At 41.5% G+C, this 16,023-nt stretch carries 16 protein-coding genes; 11 read left to right on the plus strand and 5 right to left on the minus strand.

What is annotated here, in order from left to right; all coding sequences use genetic code 11:
- The first annotated feature begins 140 nt into the window (after positions 1-140).
- Together rplM and rpsI are read left to right on the plus strand one after the other, a co-directional pair.
- Positions 141-569: a 50S ribosomal protein L13 gene (gene rplM, locus QUE86_RS09860; RefSeq protein WP_130049818.1), complete on the plus strand. Its 429-nt coding sequence runs from the start codon at positions 141-143 to the stop codon at positions 567-569.
- A gap of 8 nt (positions 570-577) precedes the next feature.
- Positions 578-970, plus strand: coding sequence for a 30S ribosomal protein S9 (gene rpsI, locus QUE86_RS09865; protein ID WP_095209788.1), 393 nt, complete (start codon positions 578-580; stop codon positions 968-970).
- Between the two features lie 134 nt (positions 971-1,104).
- Here the strand turns inward: rpsI and QUE86_RS09870 are convergent, their stop codons facing one another.
- On the minus strand, positions 1,105-1,764 hold the full coding sequence (locus tag QUE86_RS09870) for a LiaF domain-containing protein (protein ID WP_286256914.1): 660 nt from the start codon (positions 1,762-1,764) through the stop codon (positions 1,105-1,107).
- Positions 1,765-2,082: 318 nt separating this feature from the next.
- Between QUE86_RS09870 and QUE86_RS09875 the strand changes: the two genes are divergently transcribed.
- The 3 genes from QUE86_RS09875 to QUE86_RS09885 all read left to right on the plus strand — a co-directional run bounded on the left by QUE86_RS09875 (position 2,083) and on the right by QUE86_RS09885 (position 3,326).
- Complete coding sequence (locus tag QUE86_RS09875; protein ID WP_167658732.1) at positions 2,083-2,649, plus strand: BON domain-containing protein; 567 nt, start codon at positions 2,083-2,085, stop codon at positions 2,647-2,649.
- 55 nt (positions 2,650-2,704) lie between these two features.
- The gene (locus QUE86_RS09880) at positions 2,705-2,863 is read left to right on the plus strand and encodes a YqaE/Pmp3 family membrane protein (RefSeq protein ID WP_064971745.1); all 159 of its coding nucleotides are present in this window, start codon (positions 2,705-2,707) and stop codon (positions 2,861-2,863) included.
- A 253-nt stretch (positions 2,864-3,116) separates the two neighbouring features.
- On the plus strand, positions 3,117-3,326 hold the full coding sequence (locus QUE86_RS09885; protein ID WP_130049815.1) for a hypothetical protein: 210 nt from the start codon (positions 3,117-3,119) through the stop codon (positions 3,324-3,326).
- On the opposite strand, the gene QUE86_RS09890 is transcribed toward QUE86_RS09885, so the two are convergent.
- Positions 3,311-5,338 (minus strand): methyl-accepting chemotaxis protein, encoded by a 2,028-nt coding sequence (locus QUE86_RS09890; protein ID WP_130049814.1) that lies wholly within the window; start codon positions 5,336-5,338, stop codon positions 3,311-3,313. The genes QUE86_RS09885 and QUE86_RS09890 overlap by 16 nt on opposite strands.
- A 113-nt stretch (positions 5,339-5,451) precedes the next feature.
- Here QUE86_RS09890 and QUE86_RS09895 point away from each other — a divergent pair, with 113 nt between their 5' ends.
- On the plus strand, positions 5,452-6,222 hold the full coding sequence (locus QUE86_RS09895) for a Rossmann-fold NAD(P)-binding domain-containing protein (RefSeq protein ID WP_286256920.1): 771 nt from the start codon (positions 5,452-5,454) through the stop codon (positions 6,220-6,222).
- Here QUE86_RS09895 and hutC read toward each other — a convergent pair whose 3' ends face one another.
- Positions 6,223-6,930: a histidine utilization transcriptional repressor HutC gene (gene hutC / locus QUE86_RS09900; RefSeq protein WP_130049812.1), complete on the minus strand. Its 708-nt coding sequence runs from the start codon at positions 6,928-6,930 to the stop codon at positions 6,223-6,225. It abuts the gene before it with no gap.
- Positions 6,931-7,074: 144 nt separating this feature from the next.
- On the opposite strand from hutC, the gene hutI reads away from it, so the two are divergent.
- Together hutI and QUE86_RS09910 are read left to right on the plus strand one after the other, a co-directional pair.
- Positions 7,075-8,316 carry an imidazolonepropionase gene (gene hutI, locus QUE86_RS09905; RefSeq protein WP_130049811.1) on the plus strand — a complete coding sequence of 414 codons (1,242 nt, stop codon included), beginning with the start codon at positions 7,075-7,077 and terminating at the stop codon, positions 8,314-8,316.
- A 118-nt stretch (positions 8,317-8,434) separates the two neighbouring features.
- Positions 8,435-10,111: a GGDEF domain-containing phosphodiesterase gene (locus tag QUE86_RS09910; protein ID WP_286260368.1), complete on the plus strand. Its 1,677-nt coding sequence runs from the start codon at positions 8,435-8,437 to the stop codon at positions 10,109-10,111.
- Positions 10,112-10,407: 296 nt separating this feature from the next.
- On the opposite strand, the gene QUE86_RS09915 is transcribed toward QUE86_RS09910, so the two are convergent.
- Together QUE86_RS09915 and rraA are read right to left on the minus strand one after the other, a co-directional pair.
- Positions 10,408-11,457, minus strand: coding sequence for a formimidoylglutamase (locus tag QUE86_RS09915; RefSeq protein WP_178926550.1), 1,050 nt, complete (start codon positions 11,455-11,457; stop codon positions 10,408-10,410).
- Positions 11,458-11,462: 5 nt separating this feature from the next.
- The gene (gene rraA / locus QUE86_RS09920; protein ID WP_054552822.1) at positions 11,463-11,960 is read right to left on the minus strand and encodes a ribonuclease E activity regulator RraA; all 498 of its coding nucleotides are present in this window, start codon (positions 11,958-11,960) and stop codon (positions 11,463-11,465) included.
- Positions 11,961-12,172: 212 nt separating this feature from the next.
- Between rraA and QUE86_RS09925 the strand changes: the two genes are divergently transcribed.
- The 3 genes from QUE86_RS09925 to QUE86_RS09935 all read left to right on the plus strand — a co-directional run bounded on the left by QUE86_RS09925 (position 12,173) and on the right by QUE86_RS09935 (position 15,741).
- Entirely contained in the window at positions 12,173-12,709 is a 537-nt protein-coding gene (locus QUE86_RS09925; protein ID WP_130049809.1) for a phosphatase PAP2 family protein, read from the plus strand.
- A complete protein-coding gene (locus QUE86_RS09930; RefSeq protein WP_130049808.1) occupies positions 12,706-13,755 on the plus strand; it encodes an MJ1255/VC2487 family glycosyltransferase in 1,050 nt (349 codons plus the stop codon). The genes QUE86_RS09925 and QUE86_RS09930 overlap by 4 nt, the downstream gene beginning before the upstream one ends.
- 105 nt (positions 13,756-13,860) lie before the next feature.
- Positions 13,861-15,741, plus strand: a complete 1,881-nt coding sequence (locus QUE86_RS09935; RefSeq protein WP_167658727.1) for a methyl-accepting chemotaxis protein — start codon at positions 13,861-13,863, stop codon at positions 15,739-15,741.
- Positions 15,742-16,023 lie beyond the last annotated feature (282 nt).

Here is a 16,023-nt window from a genome sequence, read left to right on the forward strand (position 1 = left end):
CGTTCTATTACCAATTATTAGTTTAGCCTCTAATTTTTGGTTTAAAGTCTTCAACTCGAAGGGGTTAAAGCATTCAACTTAGAGCGGTAATTAATAATAATTACCTGTGGTTTTAATTAAAAAACATTGGATTTTAATAAATGAAAACGTTTGTTGCTAAGCCAGAAACAGTAAAACGTGACTGGTACGTAGTTGACGCTGAAGGTAAAACTTTAGGTCGCATCGCTACTGAAATCGCTCATCGCCTACGCGGTAAGCATAAAGCTGAGTACACTCCTCACGTAGATACTGGTGATTACATCATCGTTATCAACGCAGAGAAAGTTACTGTTACTGGTAATAAAGCAAAAGACAAAATGTACTACGCTCATACTGGTTTCCCAGGTGGTCTTAAGTCTACTACTTTCGACAAGCTTCAAGCTGCAAAGCCTGAAATGATTATCGAAAAAGCTGTTAAAGGCATGTTGCCACGTGGTCCTTTAGGCCGCGCTATGTACCGTAAACTTAAAGTTTACGCGGGTACTGAGCACAACCATGCTGCACAACAGCCTCAGGTTCTAGACATTTAAGGAGCACTATCATGGCAAATCAATACTACGGTACAGGTCGTCGTAAAAGTTCAAGTGCTCGCGTATTCTTACGCCCAGGCACTGGTAACATCGTAATCAACAAGCGCTCTCTAGAAGAGTACTTCGGTCGTGAGACTGCTCGCATGGTTGTTCGTCAAGCATTAGAGCACGTAGAAATGACTGAAAAGTTTGACCTACACATCACTGTTTCAGGTGGTGGTACTACTGGTCAAGCTGGTGCTATCCGTCACGGTATCACTCGTGCACTTATGGAGTTTGACGAGTCTCTACGTCCTACACTTCGTAAAGCAGGTTTCGTTACACGTGATGCACGTAAAGTTGAGCGTAAGAAAGTGGGTCTTAAGAAAGCACGTAAGCGTCCACAATTCTCAAAACGTTAATATTTACGTTTATCAGAATACCAAAAACCCAGCTTCGGCTGGGTTTTTTGTATTTATAGCTCTCTCAGACGTCAGTATTGTTTAAATGAACAAACCCCTTACCACACATAATAGCTTTATAAGAGTAGACTTTTTTATTGCATCTTATTCATTTCTTTCCAACTGGCTTTTAGGCTGTTAGCAAAGCTAATGAACTTTTCTTTCATAGTGCGTTTAACTGAAATCTCGACTGAGCCTAGCCATACGTTACCTTCAATGGTGATGGTTGGACCTTGACCTTTGTTTAGAGCGACTGACTTGTTCTCAACACTGCCTATTACACTAAACAGTTTGGATACCACATTGACATGTTCTGGTACGTAGATTTCGTCGTTACCTAAAATACAGTTTACATATATAGTGACATGCTGATGCTGGAAGATCGCTTCGCTAAAGTCGAGTTCGATAGAGCCTAAACAGTTTGTCAGGTGAATTTCTTTTGGTACCACCCATTGGCCGCTGCGCTCATTTGAACCAAGAATACTACGAAGGTGTAGGCTTTCGTTCTCGCTGCTGTGACTATAATGAGGCTTAAATTGAGCATGCTTATGCGATTTGTAGTCAATGTCAGCTTTTAGTTCTAAGTCAGCAACAAGCTCTACCAGAACTTCGTTGCTGGTGGCCGCCATTGCTTGATCTAGTCGGCGTTCAAATGCTTCAGCTGAAATAACAGCATGACTATAGTTATAAATGAGTTGATCGATTACTTCTTCTCTTACTTGATCAATTGGGCGGTCTTCAAGTTTAACGGCCATGGTAGTTCCCTGTTGTGATTTTATAGTTATTATTCATGAAGCAAGGCTTAGGCCAAATTTTATTTCCATATAAATCAAAAGGTTAATTTTTATGGCTAATAATCAATTTCGTTAAATTAACCACAGATTAATAAAATTCGCAACTAAGTAGCTATTTTTGCAACATCGTGAACTTATTACCGATCAGCTTGTAAATCTTTACCGAAATAAATATAAACAGTCGCTGAATCAATGTTTAACTAATTGAAAATTAAGATATAAATAGTTGGCATCATAGTCGCATTACTTAATCTGTCTTTAATCAAAAGGAGAAAGATTATGAACACTTTTAACAAATCTATGATTGCCGCTTTAGTAATTGGTGCAACTAGCATGTCAGCTCAGGCAAGCAGCTGGGAAAATGAAAGTAAAGATGCTTGGATTGATGGTAAGGCAGAAACTGTGCTTCTTATGAACACAAACCTTAACAACTTTGACATCAACACTGATGTAACGAATGGCAAGGTTGTACTTACAGGTAAGGTTGATAGCGAATTAGATAAAGAACTTGCTGAAGAGCTGGTTCTTAGCCTAGACGGTGTTAGCTCTGTTGATAACAAATTAACTGTTGTTAAAAACATGAAAGCTAAGCACATGAAATCAGACAAAGCTGATTCAGCAGAAAGCGACTTAACCGATGCAAAGATCACTACTGTAATCACGACACGTTATTTATTTAACTCAGAAGTAGGTGGTACAGACATTGATGTGGATACTGACAACGGTGTAGTAACACTTAATGGTACTGTTGAATCTGATGCAGAAAAGCAATTAGCGGTAAGCATTGCTGAAAACGCTGAAGACGTTCATAAAGTAATCGATAAATTGAAGATTATTGCTGAATAATAGCAAGCCCTTTAGCCCAGCTTTAGCTGGGCTGATTTAATTCAAGGAGTGAGTTATGGATTTAATACGTATTATTTTATCAGTTTTAATTCCACCCTTAGGCGTATTTTTACAGGTAGGTTTAGGTGCGCAATTCTGGATTAATATTCTTTTAACCTTATTAGGATACATTCCTGGTTTGATTCATGCCGTGTATATCATCGCTAAGCGATAATTACTGCATTGATCTGCAAGGATGAGTAATGGAGCACAGCAAGGAAGGGCTGTAGGAGTAACGGATTATAAACCGCAAGGAGTTTACAGTATGGATAATGTAACTACGCTCAAAGGACAACAAGGAAGTAACAAGGCGTTATGGAGTAGCGCACAATGGCAACGCTTTATGGATAAAGTGAATGGAGATGACAGCAAGGAATAAGCTTAGGCAGGAGCCAAAAAGGATGAAGCTAGCGTAAGGAGGAGACTATATGGAAAAAGTACAAACGCAACCAACACAAGGATTGACCGACAAAGGAGTTGCTTTATGGAACAAGCAACAGTGGCACGAATTTATGGAACACGCGAAAGCGGTTGCGCCACGAATAACAGGGAAGGCTGACGATAAAAACCCGATGTCATCTTCAGGTGACATCGGGTTTTTAACTACTTCAGCAATTTATCTTTATAACTTAAATTGATTCACCGTCTTATTTAAAGCGGCTGCTAATTCATTCAAATCACGTGCTTCATCCGCCAATTCATGAGCATGATCCGCAGTGCTATTCACTAAGTGATTAATCGCTGCCAAGCTATTGTTGATATCTTCTGCAACCACAGTTTGTTGCTCTGTCGAAGTCGCAATTTGATGACTTTGATCTTGCACATTTGTCACAGATTGCGCGATATCTTGTAGAGCTTGCAATACAATTTGTGTTTGCTCAACTGAACCCTCAGCACGCTCTTGACCTTGTTGCATCATGGTTGATGCTTGTTGAGCAATTTGCTGTAAACGGCTGATCATATTGCGAATATCATCTGTTGATTCTTGCGTTCGGCTTGCCAGTGAACGAACTTCGTCAGCAACAACCGCAAAGCCTCGACCTTGCTCGCCAGCACGGGCTGCTTCAATTGCCGCGTTCAGTGCTAGTAAGTTAGTTTGCTCTGCAATTGAGTTGATAACATCAACTACCGCGCCAATATTGCCACTTTCTTGCTCAAGACCCGCAACCACTTTAGATGCTTCACCAATGTGGCTTGCAAGAGCGGTCATCACTGATTGTGCTTGAGTCGAGCGCTTAGTGCCATCTGCGGTAATAGTTTGCACTTCTTCAGCCGCATTATTGGTGTGCTGAGCGTTACGTGAAATCTCCATCACCGTAGTTGCCATTTCTGTTACTGCAGCACTCACACTGTCTACTTGTTGCTTCTCTTGCTGAATTTCATCGTTGGTTTTTTGCGAAACTGTTTTCAGCTGGCTAGCAGCTTGGCTTAGCTGCTCTGCTTGTGCAGCAGTATTAAGCATCATTGCACGTAGCTTATCGATGAAAGTATTCATGTGATGGGCAAGTTGACCCACTTCGTCATTACTTTTTATCTCGATTTTTTGTGTTAAATCGCCATCACCTGAGGCAATATCACGCATGATGTAAGTTAGTTTTGTTAGAGGCTTGGTGATCATTTGCGTCGCCCAAAAGATCATCGCAATGATAATCGCGAGAATGATGATCACAGATGTGGTCGTTGTCATCACCGCATCGTTTACCGGCTCTTCAATCATGCTGGTCGGTATTAAAATACCGACATACCAATCTAGGTAAGGAGTTTCTAACTCAAGTCGGTTGTATACAACATAATATTGCTCACCTTTGAATGTAACAAAGCTGCTACCATCTTTTTGGCTTTTCATCGCGCGGTTTAATTCGCTAAAGCCTGAAGTGTCGCTAAATTGTTTTTCGAGGGCATCTAAGCCTTCTTTACCATTCGGTCCTTCATCAGTTACAGACAGCTTATGACCAGTGCGTTTCGATAAGTGTACAACCTTTTGATTGCCATCTAGTAGGAAGCCAAAACCTTGGCCATTAAAACGAATGCCTTCAACCATGTCGTTAATATTATTAAGCTGTAAATCAACACCACCAAAGCCTACAAGTTTATTTTGTTTATTATAAACAGGCTGCTGTACAACTGCTGAAGCATTCCCGGTGGTCAGATCTACAGAAATAGGACCAACATAGAGTTTGTTGATTTTTAAAGCGTCTTGCCACCAACCTCGTTTGTACGCGTAATAAGGCTGGCCGTTATAATGAGAGGTGCGCTCATTTTCTTTAAAATACTCACCTGTTGTTGCAGATGCAAAAAAGGCAGATAAGATGTTGTCGTCGTTACCACTGATGCGGACAAAATCTTGGTTAACACTGTCATATCCAGGTTGGTTATCAAGGCTTTGATCACGTTCAGTCCAGTTGTCGAACCAATTAACTAAGTGCGGATTTGTCACGAAAGTTTGTACAACTTTACCGTATTTGGCAAAGTAACCTTGCATTGAGAGTCGCTCACTCTGTAAATAGCTATCTGCTTCTCGTTGAATAGCTTGGCGTGATAGCTCAGCAATATGGTTAACAAAAAAACTAGAGGCGATGATCAGTAATACACTTATCGTCCCGCCGATGAGTAGTAATATTTTTTTTCGTAAAGAGAGGTTATTTAACATAGGTGCACGTGTTTTTATTATCGGGTAGAGTTATCTATCTAATCATATTTGCACCCAAATCGCTACACTGTTAAGTGAAGGTTAATAATAAATGCTAAGGACTTATTGTATAAATGAGTATTGAAAAGAATAAATTGGTAGTTTTAGGTGCTGGTTGGCTAGGCCAAGCACTTTGTATTAAGGCAAAAGAATTAGCATGGCATGTGCAGGGAACACACCGTAGTAGCGAACATGAATATGACTTTCAGCGTCAGTTTGTACTTGAAGACACAGTTCTTAAACAAGACGTATCACTTGAAGATGCATGGTGGGTGTGTGCAATCCCACCACGTAGCCGCAGTTCAGAAAGTAATTATCTAGCCACTTTGCAAGCAGGTCTTGAGCTTGCTAAATACCTAAATTGCAAAGGCTTTATTTTATGCTCTTCGACAGGTGTCTACCCAACTGACAATGGTCAATACGACGAAACTACAGAAATTAATTGTCAATCAGCGCGCCAACAACTGCTATTTGATGCCGAGCAGTTAGTGTTAAATGCCGGTGGTAAAATATTGCGTTTGGCAGGACTAGTTGGCCCTGGGCGCGATCCGGGTAAGTTTGTTGCTGGTAAAGAGCTTTCTAGCTCAAGTCAGCAGGTAGTGAACATGGTACAACAGCAAGACGTGATAGCGGCGATTTTGGCTGTACTTGAAAATTGGTCTAACGCGAGCAGCATTTATAATGTTGTCAATCCGGCGCATCCAACAAAAGTGGATTACTACCAGCAAAAATGCTCTGAGCAAGGCAATCAACCACCCACTTTCACAAGCCATGATAAAGGCGAACGAATCATTGATGGTTCAGCGATAGAGACACTGAATTTTCTTTATCAAACGCCTATTTAGCTACTTTTTAAAAGTAAGGTGACCGCCTAGCCGGTATTTACTACCCGGTGAGACTAATCGTGCAAAGCTTACAATACCTTGTGATGACCAGGTTCGGCGGATCACTTGTAAGCATGGCTCTTCGTTATAAAGATTGAGCCATTCACACATTTCTGGATTTGGCATAATTGCTTCAACCGTGTGACGTGCTTCGGTTAGTGGAGCATTCTGCGATAAATATTCGTGGGGTGTTAGGCTGTGAAAGTCTTGCTGTAAGTAGTCTTTAGCAAGAGCTGGGTTCACAAAACGCTCCTCAACTTGCAAAGGTTGCTCGTTTTCATTGTGCACAATCACACTTCGATAAACATGGCTGTCGACCTCGACACCCAAAGCAATCGCAATTGGCGCTATAGCGCTAATTGATTCCATCACTAAAATAGTACAACTGTAGTTGCTGTTTCGTGCTTTAACTTCATCGGCAATGTTTTTGATTTCAAGTAGTGATGATTGTGATTTGAAGTTGGCAACAAAAGTACCTTGGCCTTGGCTGCGCGTTAAAATACCGGCATCGGTTAATTCACAGAGTGCGCGCCTAGCTGTCATGCGGCTAACTTGAAATTGACTAGTTAGTTCGTTTTCAGACGGGACACGGTCGTTTTCTTGCCATTCTCCCGATTGAATATTTTCCAAAATGAATTCTTTTATTTGCGCAAACTTAGGGACGCTCATTATGAAAAGTTTATTAGTAAGTTAATAGTATGTTACAAGGTGACATAATTTCCTTGTATATACAAGATGAGTTGATAAACTTTAAGCAATTTAAATTTAGGCTCATACTGAGCCTTTAGCAAGCATCAATATAATAGGTGAAAAATGCACACAACCAACAATGATCAAGCGCTCTGGGATTTACTGATCACAGATGCCAATATCGCCACAATGGATCCTGCTGTCGATGCACCATACGGCGCCATTGAAAATGCAGCGATTGCCGTTAAAGATGGCAAAATTGCCTGGTTAGGTGCACAAACTGATTTACCTGAGTTTGACGCACTCGCAACGCCAACTGTGTCTGCAAAAGGGCAGTGGTTAACACCTGGATTGATTGATTGTCACACTCACTTAGTATTTGCTGGTAGCCGCGCAGAAGAATTTGAGCAGCGTTTACAAGGTGTAAGCTATGAACAAATCGCTGCAAAGGGAGGCGGTATTGCAAGTACGGTACGTGCAACCCGAGAAGCCGACCACGAAACCTTATTTGTTAGTGCAAAAGAGCGTTTAAATGCGTTATACGCAGAAGGCGTGACTACGGTAGAGATTAAATCGGGTTATGGCCTTGATTGCGAAAACGAAATTAAACTACTTGAAGTGGCTCGTTTACTCGGTGAAAATCACCCGGTTGATGTTAAAACCACCTTTTTAGGTGCTCACGCGTTACCGCCTGAATATAAAGGCCGTAGCGATGAGTATATTGACTTGGTGTGCGGTGAAATGCTTGACCGTGTTGTTGAGGCTGATTTAGCTGATGCGGTTGATGCATTTTGTGAAAACGTTGGCTTTAGTAACGAGCAAACTCGCCGTGTGTTTGAAGCGGCTAAAAAGCACAACTTACCGGTTAAGTTGCACGCTGAGCAGCTATCTAATCAACATGGTGCAGAGCTTGTTGCAGAATTTAATGGCTTATCTGCTGATCATATTGAACACTTAGATGAAGCAGGCATTCAAGCAATGGCCAAAGCAGGCACTGCTGCGGTATTGTTGCCTGGTGCATTTTACTTTTTACGCGAAACAAAGTATCCGCCAATTGAACTACTCCAGCAGTATCAAGTTCCTATCGCTATTTCAACTGACTTTAATCCAGGGACTTCACCATTATGTTCATTGCACTTAATGATGAATATGGCATGTACTATTTTCCGCATGACGCCTGAACAAGCATTAGCAGGGGTAACGCGCAACGCCGCAGGTGCTTTAGGTCTTGATGACCGTGGAGTGTTAAAAGTAGGTGCTCGGGCTGATATTGCCCACTGGCAAATATCCCATCCAGCACAATTAAGTTACCAGTTTGGCGTAAATAAACTGTTAAATCTGTGGATTTTGGGTAGACTTAGTTAGATAAGTTTTATTACGCAGTTTGGATTACATGTCATTGATTTTTAGTTTAGCGAGTAGTACTCAACTCGTAAATTTAACAAGTGATGTTGTGCCAGTGTTTTTAGCTGGTAGTGTCTTTATGGCAATGATTTGTGCCTTATGCGTAACCCATAATCCTATCTTGAGACTTAGCCTAGTCGTTAATGGCGTTCTAGGTTTAGCTATCCTAAGTTTAGGATTACCTTGGCTGGTTATATTGCTTGCTTTAAGTTTATGTTTTCATTTATGGCAAGCATTTCGTACCACAAATTGGCTTGCCATTATTTTGAGTGTGGCTAGTGCTATTTTATTTGCTGTTTTATATTCAGCCCACCTATTACTCGATATAGCTTTATATTGGCTTGTTTTCTCTGTTGTCATTTTATCTATCTCGGGCTTTTTTAATTACGAAGAGCCCGAAGATGAAGAGCTGGTTGAGGTTGAACCCTTGTATCACGATGAGTTAGATGCGACCCCACTCACAGGCTTACCTGATCGTAATGCACTTAGAAATAGCTTTGTTGCATGGACTGAAGAGCACTCAGCGAACTGCGCACTAGTGATGATCCGCCTTGAAGGTTTTAACGATGTTAACCAGCATATTGGTCGTGACTTTGGTGATTTGTTATTAGCACAATCGGCTACACGAATTAAACAACAACTCAATGTTAATGCTGTTCTTAGTGTGGCAAGTAATACAGGTAGTGCTGAAAAGTTGGCGCATTTAGGGGGGTTAAATTTTGCGTTTATTTGCTCACTTGAAGAACAAAAACATCTTCACGAGCAGTTGATCAGCCAAATTAGGCAAGTCACACTAAAACCATTTAACGTTGCTAATTGCACCATTGAAGTGAAAGTGCGTGCTAGTTATGTGAACTGCGACGAGCCAGACTATAGCTTCGAAAATCTAATTTCATTTGCCAACCTTGCCCTTGACTCAAACCCTGAGCGAGCAATTGTGCCTTATCACCCGCAAATGATGATCGAGCAATTAGAACAACAAGCACGATTGCGCGAGTTAGCACATCTAGATTTTGCCAGCGAACTTGAATTGTATTTTCAGCCGGTTATCCGCAATAGCGACGAGCAAATTGAATTTTTAGAATTGCTGTTGCGTTGGCAACACCCTAAACAAGGCATTCTTTCAGCGAATAAATTTATTGATGATATTCGTGTCGCTGGGCTTAGCTACCCCGTTGCTGCCTACGTTATTGAGCGCGCTGCCGAACTAGCTATGGCGCTGCGTATGGAAGGTATTGAATTACCTCTTAGTATCAATGTGTTTGGCCCTGAAATGCTGCATGAAGAGTTTATCGAGTTTGTTGATCGCATTATGGCTGAGCACCGCTTAGAACCGGGTGATTTAATCATTGAATGCCCGCTCGATTTATTTATGAACTTAGATGAGCAGGGTAAAGCTATGGTTGCAAGGCTAAGTAGTATTGGCATCAAATTGTGTATTGATGGATTTGGTGACACACCTATTTGGCTTGCTAAATTACCTAACCTCAATGTTGAGTACATTAAAGTGGCTGCATCACTAACCGCTGACTTTGCCCATCAAAGCCAAGTTCGCAGTCTGGTTTCTGGCATGGTGGATATGCACAGTCAAAACAATGCGAAAGTAATTTGTGAAGGGGTAGAAACCATAGAACAGCTTAAATTTGTTAAGTCGCTGAACACCTACGCCGCACAGGGCTATTACTTTAATTACCCGCTTAGCAGCGTAGGTATGATGTCATGGTTAAAACAGTGGCGGTTAGAGCATCAGGGTTGAGTTAGCGAGTTTCAAGAGTAAAGTTAGCGAGTTACTAGAGGAAAGAGTTATATAGAGCTTTCAGCCGTCAGCTATCAGATTGAAAGTTAGCGAGCAGTTTGACTCGTTACATCGCGTTTTATCTCGAATCTTGCTTCCAATTTAAGTGGCGCGGCATAAAGCCGCTGATACAGGTAGACGTGAAACTTGTTTCGCGCGTCTGACCGCTGAAGGCTGAGAGCTGACCGCTTCTATGTGTTGAGTATCGCTTCGTTCGACCGGACCTCCCCAAAAATCAGCCGTTACATAGCTTCTTTCTAACTTGCCTCTCTCGCCTGCAAATACGCATTCACCAAGGCTGTGATGATTTGGCCGGCATCGTTCATTCCAGCTTCTAAACCTACTGGGTGTTGCGATGGTGCGCCTTCACATAAATGTAAGTAGTGAGCGGTTGTTTGACTGGCAGCTAAATGCACAAAATGTTCTGCATCACTAACACTGAAACCACAGTTAGTATAAGCACTTACAGGCATTAATGAGATGCTGTCTAGGTCTAATTCTACTCCAAGCGGTGCATTATCAAACTGAGCTAAAGCATGTTTACATGCTGAAGATAAATCGACTTTGCGACGGACCTGAATGTCTTGATAGCTATCAAACGTGAAGTTTGCGTTAGTCAGGGCATCCATAATCGCTTGGTTATTTTTAAATTCGTGTAAACCCATGACATGATAATCAGCAAGGTGGTTTTCGCTGTAAGCATATCTAAAGCCATTGCCGCTATGACGGCCTTCACACTCTCTGAAATCAGCATGAGGGTCTAAGTTAATAGCGTTCACTGGTTTGCCATGTTGCTTACTAAGGGCACGTAATATGCCCAGGCAGTTGTTATGGCCGCCGCCAATTACAATTGGTTCAAGGCCTGCTGCAAAAATCATTGCAAGTACTTGCTCAACGCGAGTGTCGATATCGCCGCACAGTTCACGAAGTTTGGCTAAGTCTGCTTCGTTTTTATTATCAAGGTTAATAGCCTGTTGGTTTAAATCGTCAAGGTCAACTTCCCCAAGTAGCAGCACACGTTCATGATTTAAAAACTGATTATGCGTTTGGTTTAAAAAGCGCTTTAAAAAAGCCTGCCATGCTTGCCCAGAGCCACCATTGCCTAAGTTAGCTCGAGGTCCAATATCTTCACATACGCCAACTAAAACATAGCGAATACCGAATTGTTTTGCATCGATGAGGGCTTGTGGGGCATTAACTTGAGTGTCGAGAAGGGCAAGGGCTTGCCAAGCTTTAAGTTCGTTAGCGCGGCGAGCACATAAGTGCCTCACCGCCGCTTCATCATAAATTTTAAGGTAATTTGTCACCGAGATTAGTCTTCTATTATTTCTAACTCTAATTCTTCAGCAGATAATATAATACCGGTGCTATCAGCGTAAACAAAGTCGTCATCAAAGAAAGATACGCCTGCGAAGTTAACGCCAATGCCATCTTCACCTGCACCTTCACTATCTGCAGCAACAGGAATAGACGCAATTGCTTGAATGCCTAAGTCTAGCTCTTCAAGTTCATCAACATGGCGAATTGCACCGTAAACTATAATGCCTTGCCAGTTGTTTTCTAATGCGATTTCAGCCAGCTCTATATCAATAAGGGCGCGTCGGGTTGAGCCACCACCATCAATCAATAACACGCTGTCGGTACCATCGGTTGATAAAATCTCGCGGATCAGCTCGTTATTTTCAAAGCATTTAACGGTTTTGACTCGACCACTAAAGCTTGGGCGTCCACCAAAATTGATAAACATTGGTTCGAGCACATCAACCACATCTGCAAAGTGGTCGCATAAATCAGAAGTGCTGTAATCCATTTTTTCATCCTCTAAAGAGACTGTCTGTTTAGTACTCAGTATACCCTGATACAACTCAATAACAACGACTTAATAGTGGTTTATTAGTTTAAATCAAAGGAATCTCGTTATCGCAACATTAGTGTCTCAAAAGCGTCACCTAATTGTTATTTTTAGCGCCTAAGCTGAGATGAGTATAAAAATTAGACGCAAAGTATGATAAGGAGCTCACCATGGCAAACAACATACTTACTAAATTGGCAAAAGTGGATGAACAGTTGTTTTTAAGTGTGTTTAACGATGCTTCGCCAATTTGGCTCAGAAGATCAGCGCTCGGGTTTTCGAAAAGTGGCGATGGCGGACTTTACGTAATGTTGTTTTTTGGTTTTTGGTGGTTTACCGAGCAGCTGCATTTTCAGCAACTTGCGATGAGTATATTGGTGGGCTTTGCAATTGAGCGGCCTATTTACTTTTTAGCTAAAAAGCGGATTGCGCGGGTAAGGCCTTGCGATTGCTTAGTGCAAGGCGCTTATTTAGTACCAAGTGATCAGTTTAGCTTACCCTCAGGACATAGTGCAGGGGCATTTGTGGTGGCGACTATTTTGACTATGTATTTTCCTGAATTTGCTGTGTTGTGGTTGATGTGGGCATCAGGGGTGGCGGCATCAAGGGTGATTATTGGTGTGCATTACCCCGCTGATGTAGTGATTGGTGCAGTGATGGGATCAAGTTGTGCAGTATTAGCAGTGATGGTGGTGGAATCTATATGAGAATTTTGTACGGTATTCAAGGTACGGGTAATGGACATATTACTCGAGCACGAGTGATGGCAACAACTTTTAAAGCGTTGGGAGTCGATGTTGACTATGTGTTCTCGGGCCGTAAAGAACAAGACTACTTTGATATGGACGAGTTTGCTGATTATCGAGCTTTTCGCGGCTTGTCGTTTACCAGCAAATCGGGGCAAGTTGATAGCTTTAAAACATTAAAAAATGCGCGCCCACTTCAGCTTATAAGAGATATAAAAAACCTTGATTTGCGTCACTATGATTTAGTTTTTAATGACTTTGAACCAATCACCGCGTGGGCTGCTAAACAGCAAGGTATCCCTGTTATTGGTATGAGCCACCAAGCTGCATTTTTATCTGATAAAGTACCGATGTTTGGCCGTGCCTTCTTTCGCCGTGCGCTGATCCGTAACTATGCGCCAGCCAGTGTTTATTTAGGTGTCCATTGGCAACCCTATGCAGAGAACATAATTCCGCCATTTATTGCCAATCATCATCATGATAACCCGGTTATGGTCGAAAATAAGGTATTGGTTTACCTGCCTTTTGAGAATCTAGACAGTGTAGTTGAGTACTTAAAAGACTTTCCTGAACGTGAGTTTTATTGTTATCACCCTGATGCGCAAGATTGTTCAATCGGGAATATTCATTTGCGGGCTCCCTCACGCGTTGGGTTTTTAAATGACCTAGCCAATGCTGGTGGTGTAATTGGTAACGCCGGGTTTGAACTTGCAAGTGAAGCATTGCAGCTTGGTAAAAAGTTATTGTTAAAACCGCTTGGTAAGCAATTTGAGCAGGGGATTAATGCGCAGACTTTATTGTCGATGGGAGCTGCTCATGTAATGAGCTATTTAAACCCTAATGCGATGGATGATTGGTTGCAATCTCCACAGAACAAAAAACTCAATTTTCCCAGCGATCCAGCGCCCTTGGTTGATTGGTTACAAAAAAAACAATGGGGAAAACTGGAACAATTACATAAAAATCTATGGCAAAAGGTTGATTTAGAAGAAAAGCTGATTGTTTAAAGGTACCTTATACTGGAAAATGCACGGCAAATTTAACCACTTTTTATTAGCTGCTTTAAATAGTTTAGCTATACTTTAAATGCATGTTTCTATAAGGCACTTTGAATGAATGTATTACAAAACTTAACTATTAAGCGTCGTTTACAGTTAAACGCGCTCGTTGTTGGTCTTGCAATGATTGTGATGCTGTGTGTAATCATCTTTGAGTCGCGCATGATGCTTAAGCTCAACGAAACAATTCAAAATGCGGAGGAGCTCGACATTCATGAACTTGCGATGCGTAAGCATGAAAAAAACTTTTTGTTTTACAAAGATGTCGATAGCCTTGAGCTTTTTGAGAAAGAGTATTCGCAGCTAAAAATTAAAATGGCGAGACTAGACGAGTTAGTGAAAGATTTGTCGATGGACTCATCTAATCTAAATGAATTTAGACGTCTTGCGAAAACTTATTACGATGACTTCAATGAAGTTGTGGAACTACAAAAGAAAATTGGCTTACACCCTAAAGATGCACTTTATGGTGATTTACGTGGTGCGGTGCATCAAGTAGAAACATTATTAAGTGAGCGCGAAAACTATAAATTACTAGCTTTAATGCTACAGCTTCGCCGCGCAGAAAAAGACTTTATGTTGCGCTTTGACTTAAAATATCTGAGTAAATTTAACGATTTAGTCACAAACTTCCAATCAGAAATTAAAAATGCTGGATTCGATGCAAATTACGAAAATCAATTAATTAATTTGCTTGCGACTTATCAAAGTAAATTTAAGGCTTTAGTTGATGCACAAGTTGCCTTAGGTCTGGATTTAGATTCAGGTGCACTTGGTGAGATGAAACACAGTGTTGGACTCAGTGATGCTATTGTTACAGAGCTGACAGATCAAACAAAGGCCTTCGTCGAATCAAGTGCAGCCACTGCGCAGCTAATTGCACTCATTGTATTTATTATTGCGAGCATTTTAGTGATGGTATTAGTTTACTTTACTAGCCGCTCAATTATTCAGCCTATTGAACGTGTGTACCACACGATTAACGAGATTCGTCGTAATAACGACTTAAGCATGTCGATTACTCAATCAGGTAAAGATGAAATCACCACTATGACGATCGACTTTAATAGTTTGATTAGTGATTTCAAAAAGCTTATTTATGAGGTAAATACAGCGCTAAGTACCCTTAATGTGGCTACAGAGCATTTATCTGAGACGACAGCAGCAACCAGTTCAGGTATGCAAGAACAACTTCATGAAGCCGATATGGTTGCCACAGCGGCGACTGAAATGCAGGCGACGATTCAAGATATCTCGCACAACACTGAAGCTGCAGCGAAAAAAGCTGAGTCAACTAACTTAAGTGCGCAGCAAGGCCGTTCAGAAGTTGAATCAACAGTGGTGCAAATTAATCACTTATCCGATTCACTTGGTAATGCCTCAAGTGTGGTTTCACAGTTAGAAAAAGACGCCGAAACAATAGGCTCTGTACTTGATGTTATTCGTGGCATTGCTGAGCAAACAAATTTACTGGCACTCAATGCGGCAATTGAAGCAGCACGTGCTGGCGAGCAAGGTCGAGGCTTTGCGGTGGTTGCTGATGAAGTACGTTCACTTGCGCAGCGTACTCAAGACTCAACTCAAGAGATCGAGAGTATCATTTCAACCTTACAAGGGCGCACTCAAGAAGTGGTGAGCATTATGCAGCAATGTCGTACACAAGGTGGCGAAAGTGCAGCACAGGCAACTAAAGCCGGTGAGTTACTGCGCTCAATCACCGAAGATGTTCAAACCATTATGGATATGAGTACTCATATCGCTACAGCAATTGATGAGCAAAGCCAAGTGGCTTCTGAGGTGAACAAAAACGTGGTACGTATTCGTGATATCGCTCAAGAGGCATCAGGCCATGCGGCAACTAACGCACAAACTAGCGAAGAAGTGTCTGAGCAAGCGCGTGTACTTTATCAGGCAATAGATAAGTTTAAAGTTTAATGAGTATACCCAAGCCACCCCAAGATGCAGAATTCAGCGTTTCACAGGTGATTAATATCAAGGCGTTACTTTGCAAGAGTCAGTCCCTTTTAAGAAGTAACAAGGATGAGAGTAAGTTCCTGTGAAGCGCCCAACGGGTTGGTTTAAAAGCGATTTATACTGCGTTATTGATTTGAACAATAGAACCACTATTACTTGCAATCAATGCCTTGCCTAAATCGCTTTTAATTCCAACTGAAACTCGCATCTTGAGGTAGTTTGGGTATATAAAAAAAGCGCGGT

The sequence above is a fragment of the Pseudoalteromonas apostichopi genome, assembly GCF_030297135.1.
GTDB classification, from domain to species: domain Bacteria; phylum Pseudomonadota; class Gammaproteobacteria; order Enterobacterales; family Alteromonadaceae; genus Pseudoalteromonas; species Pseudoalteromonas apostichopi.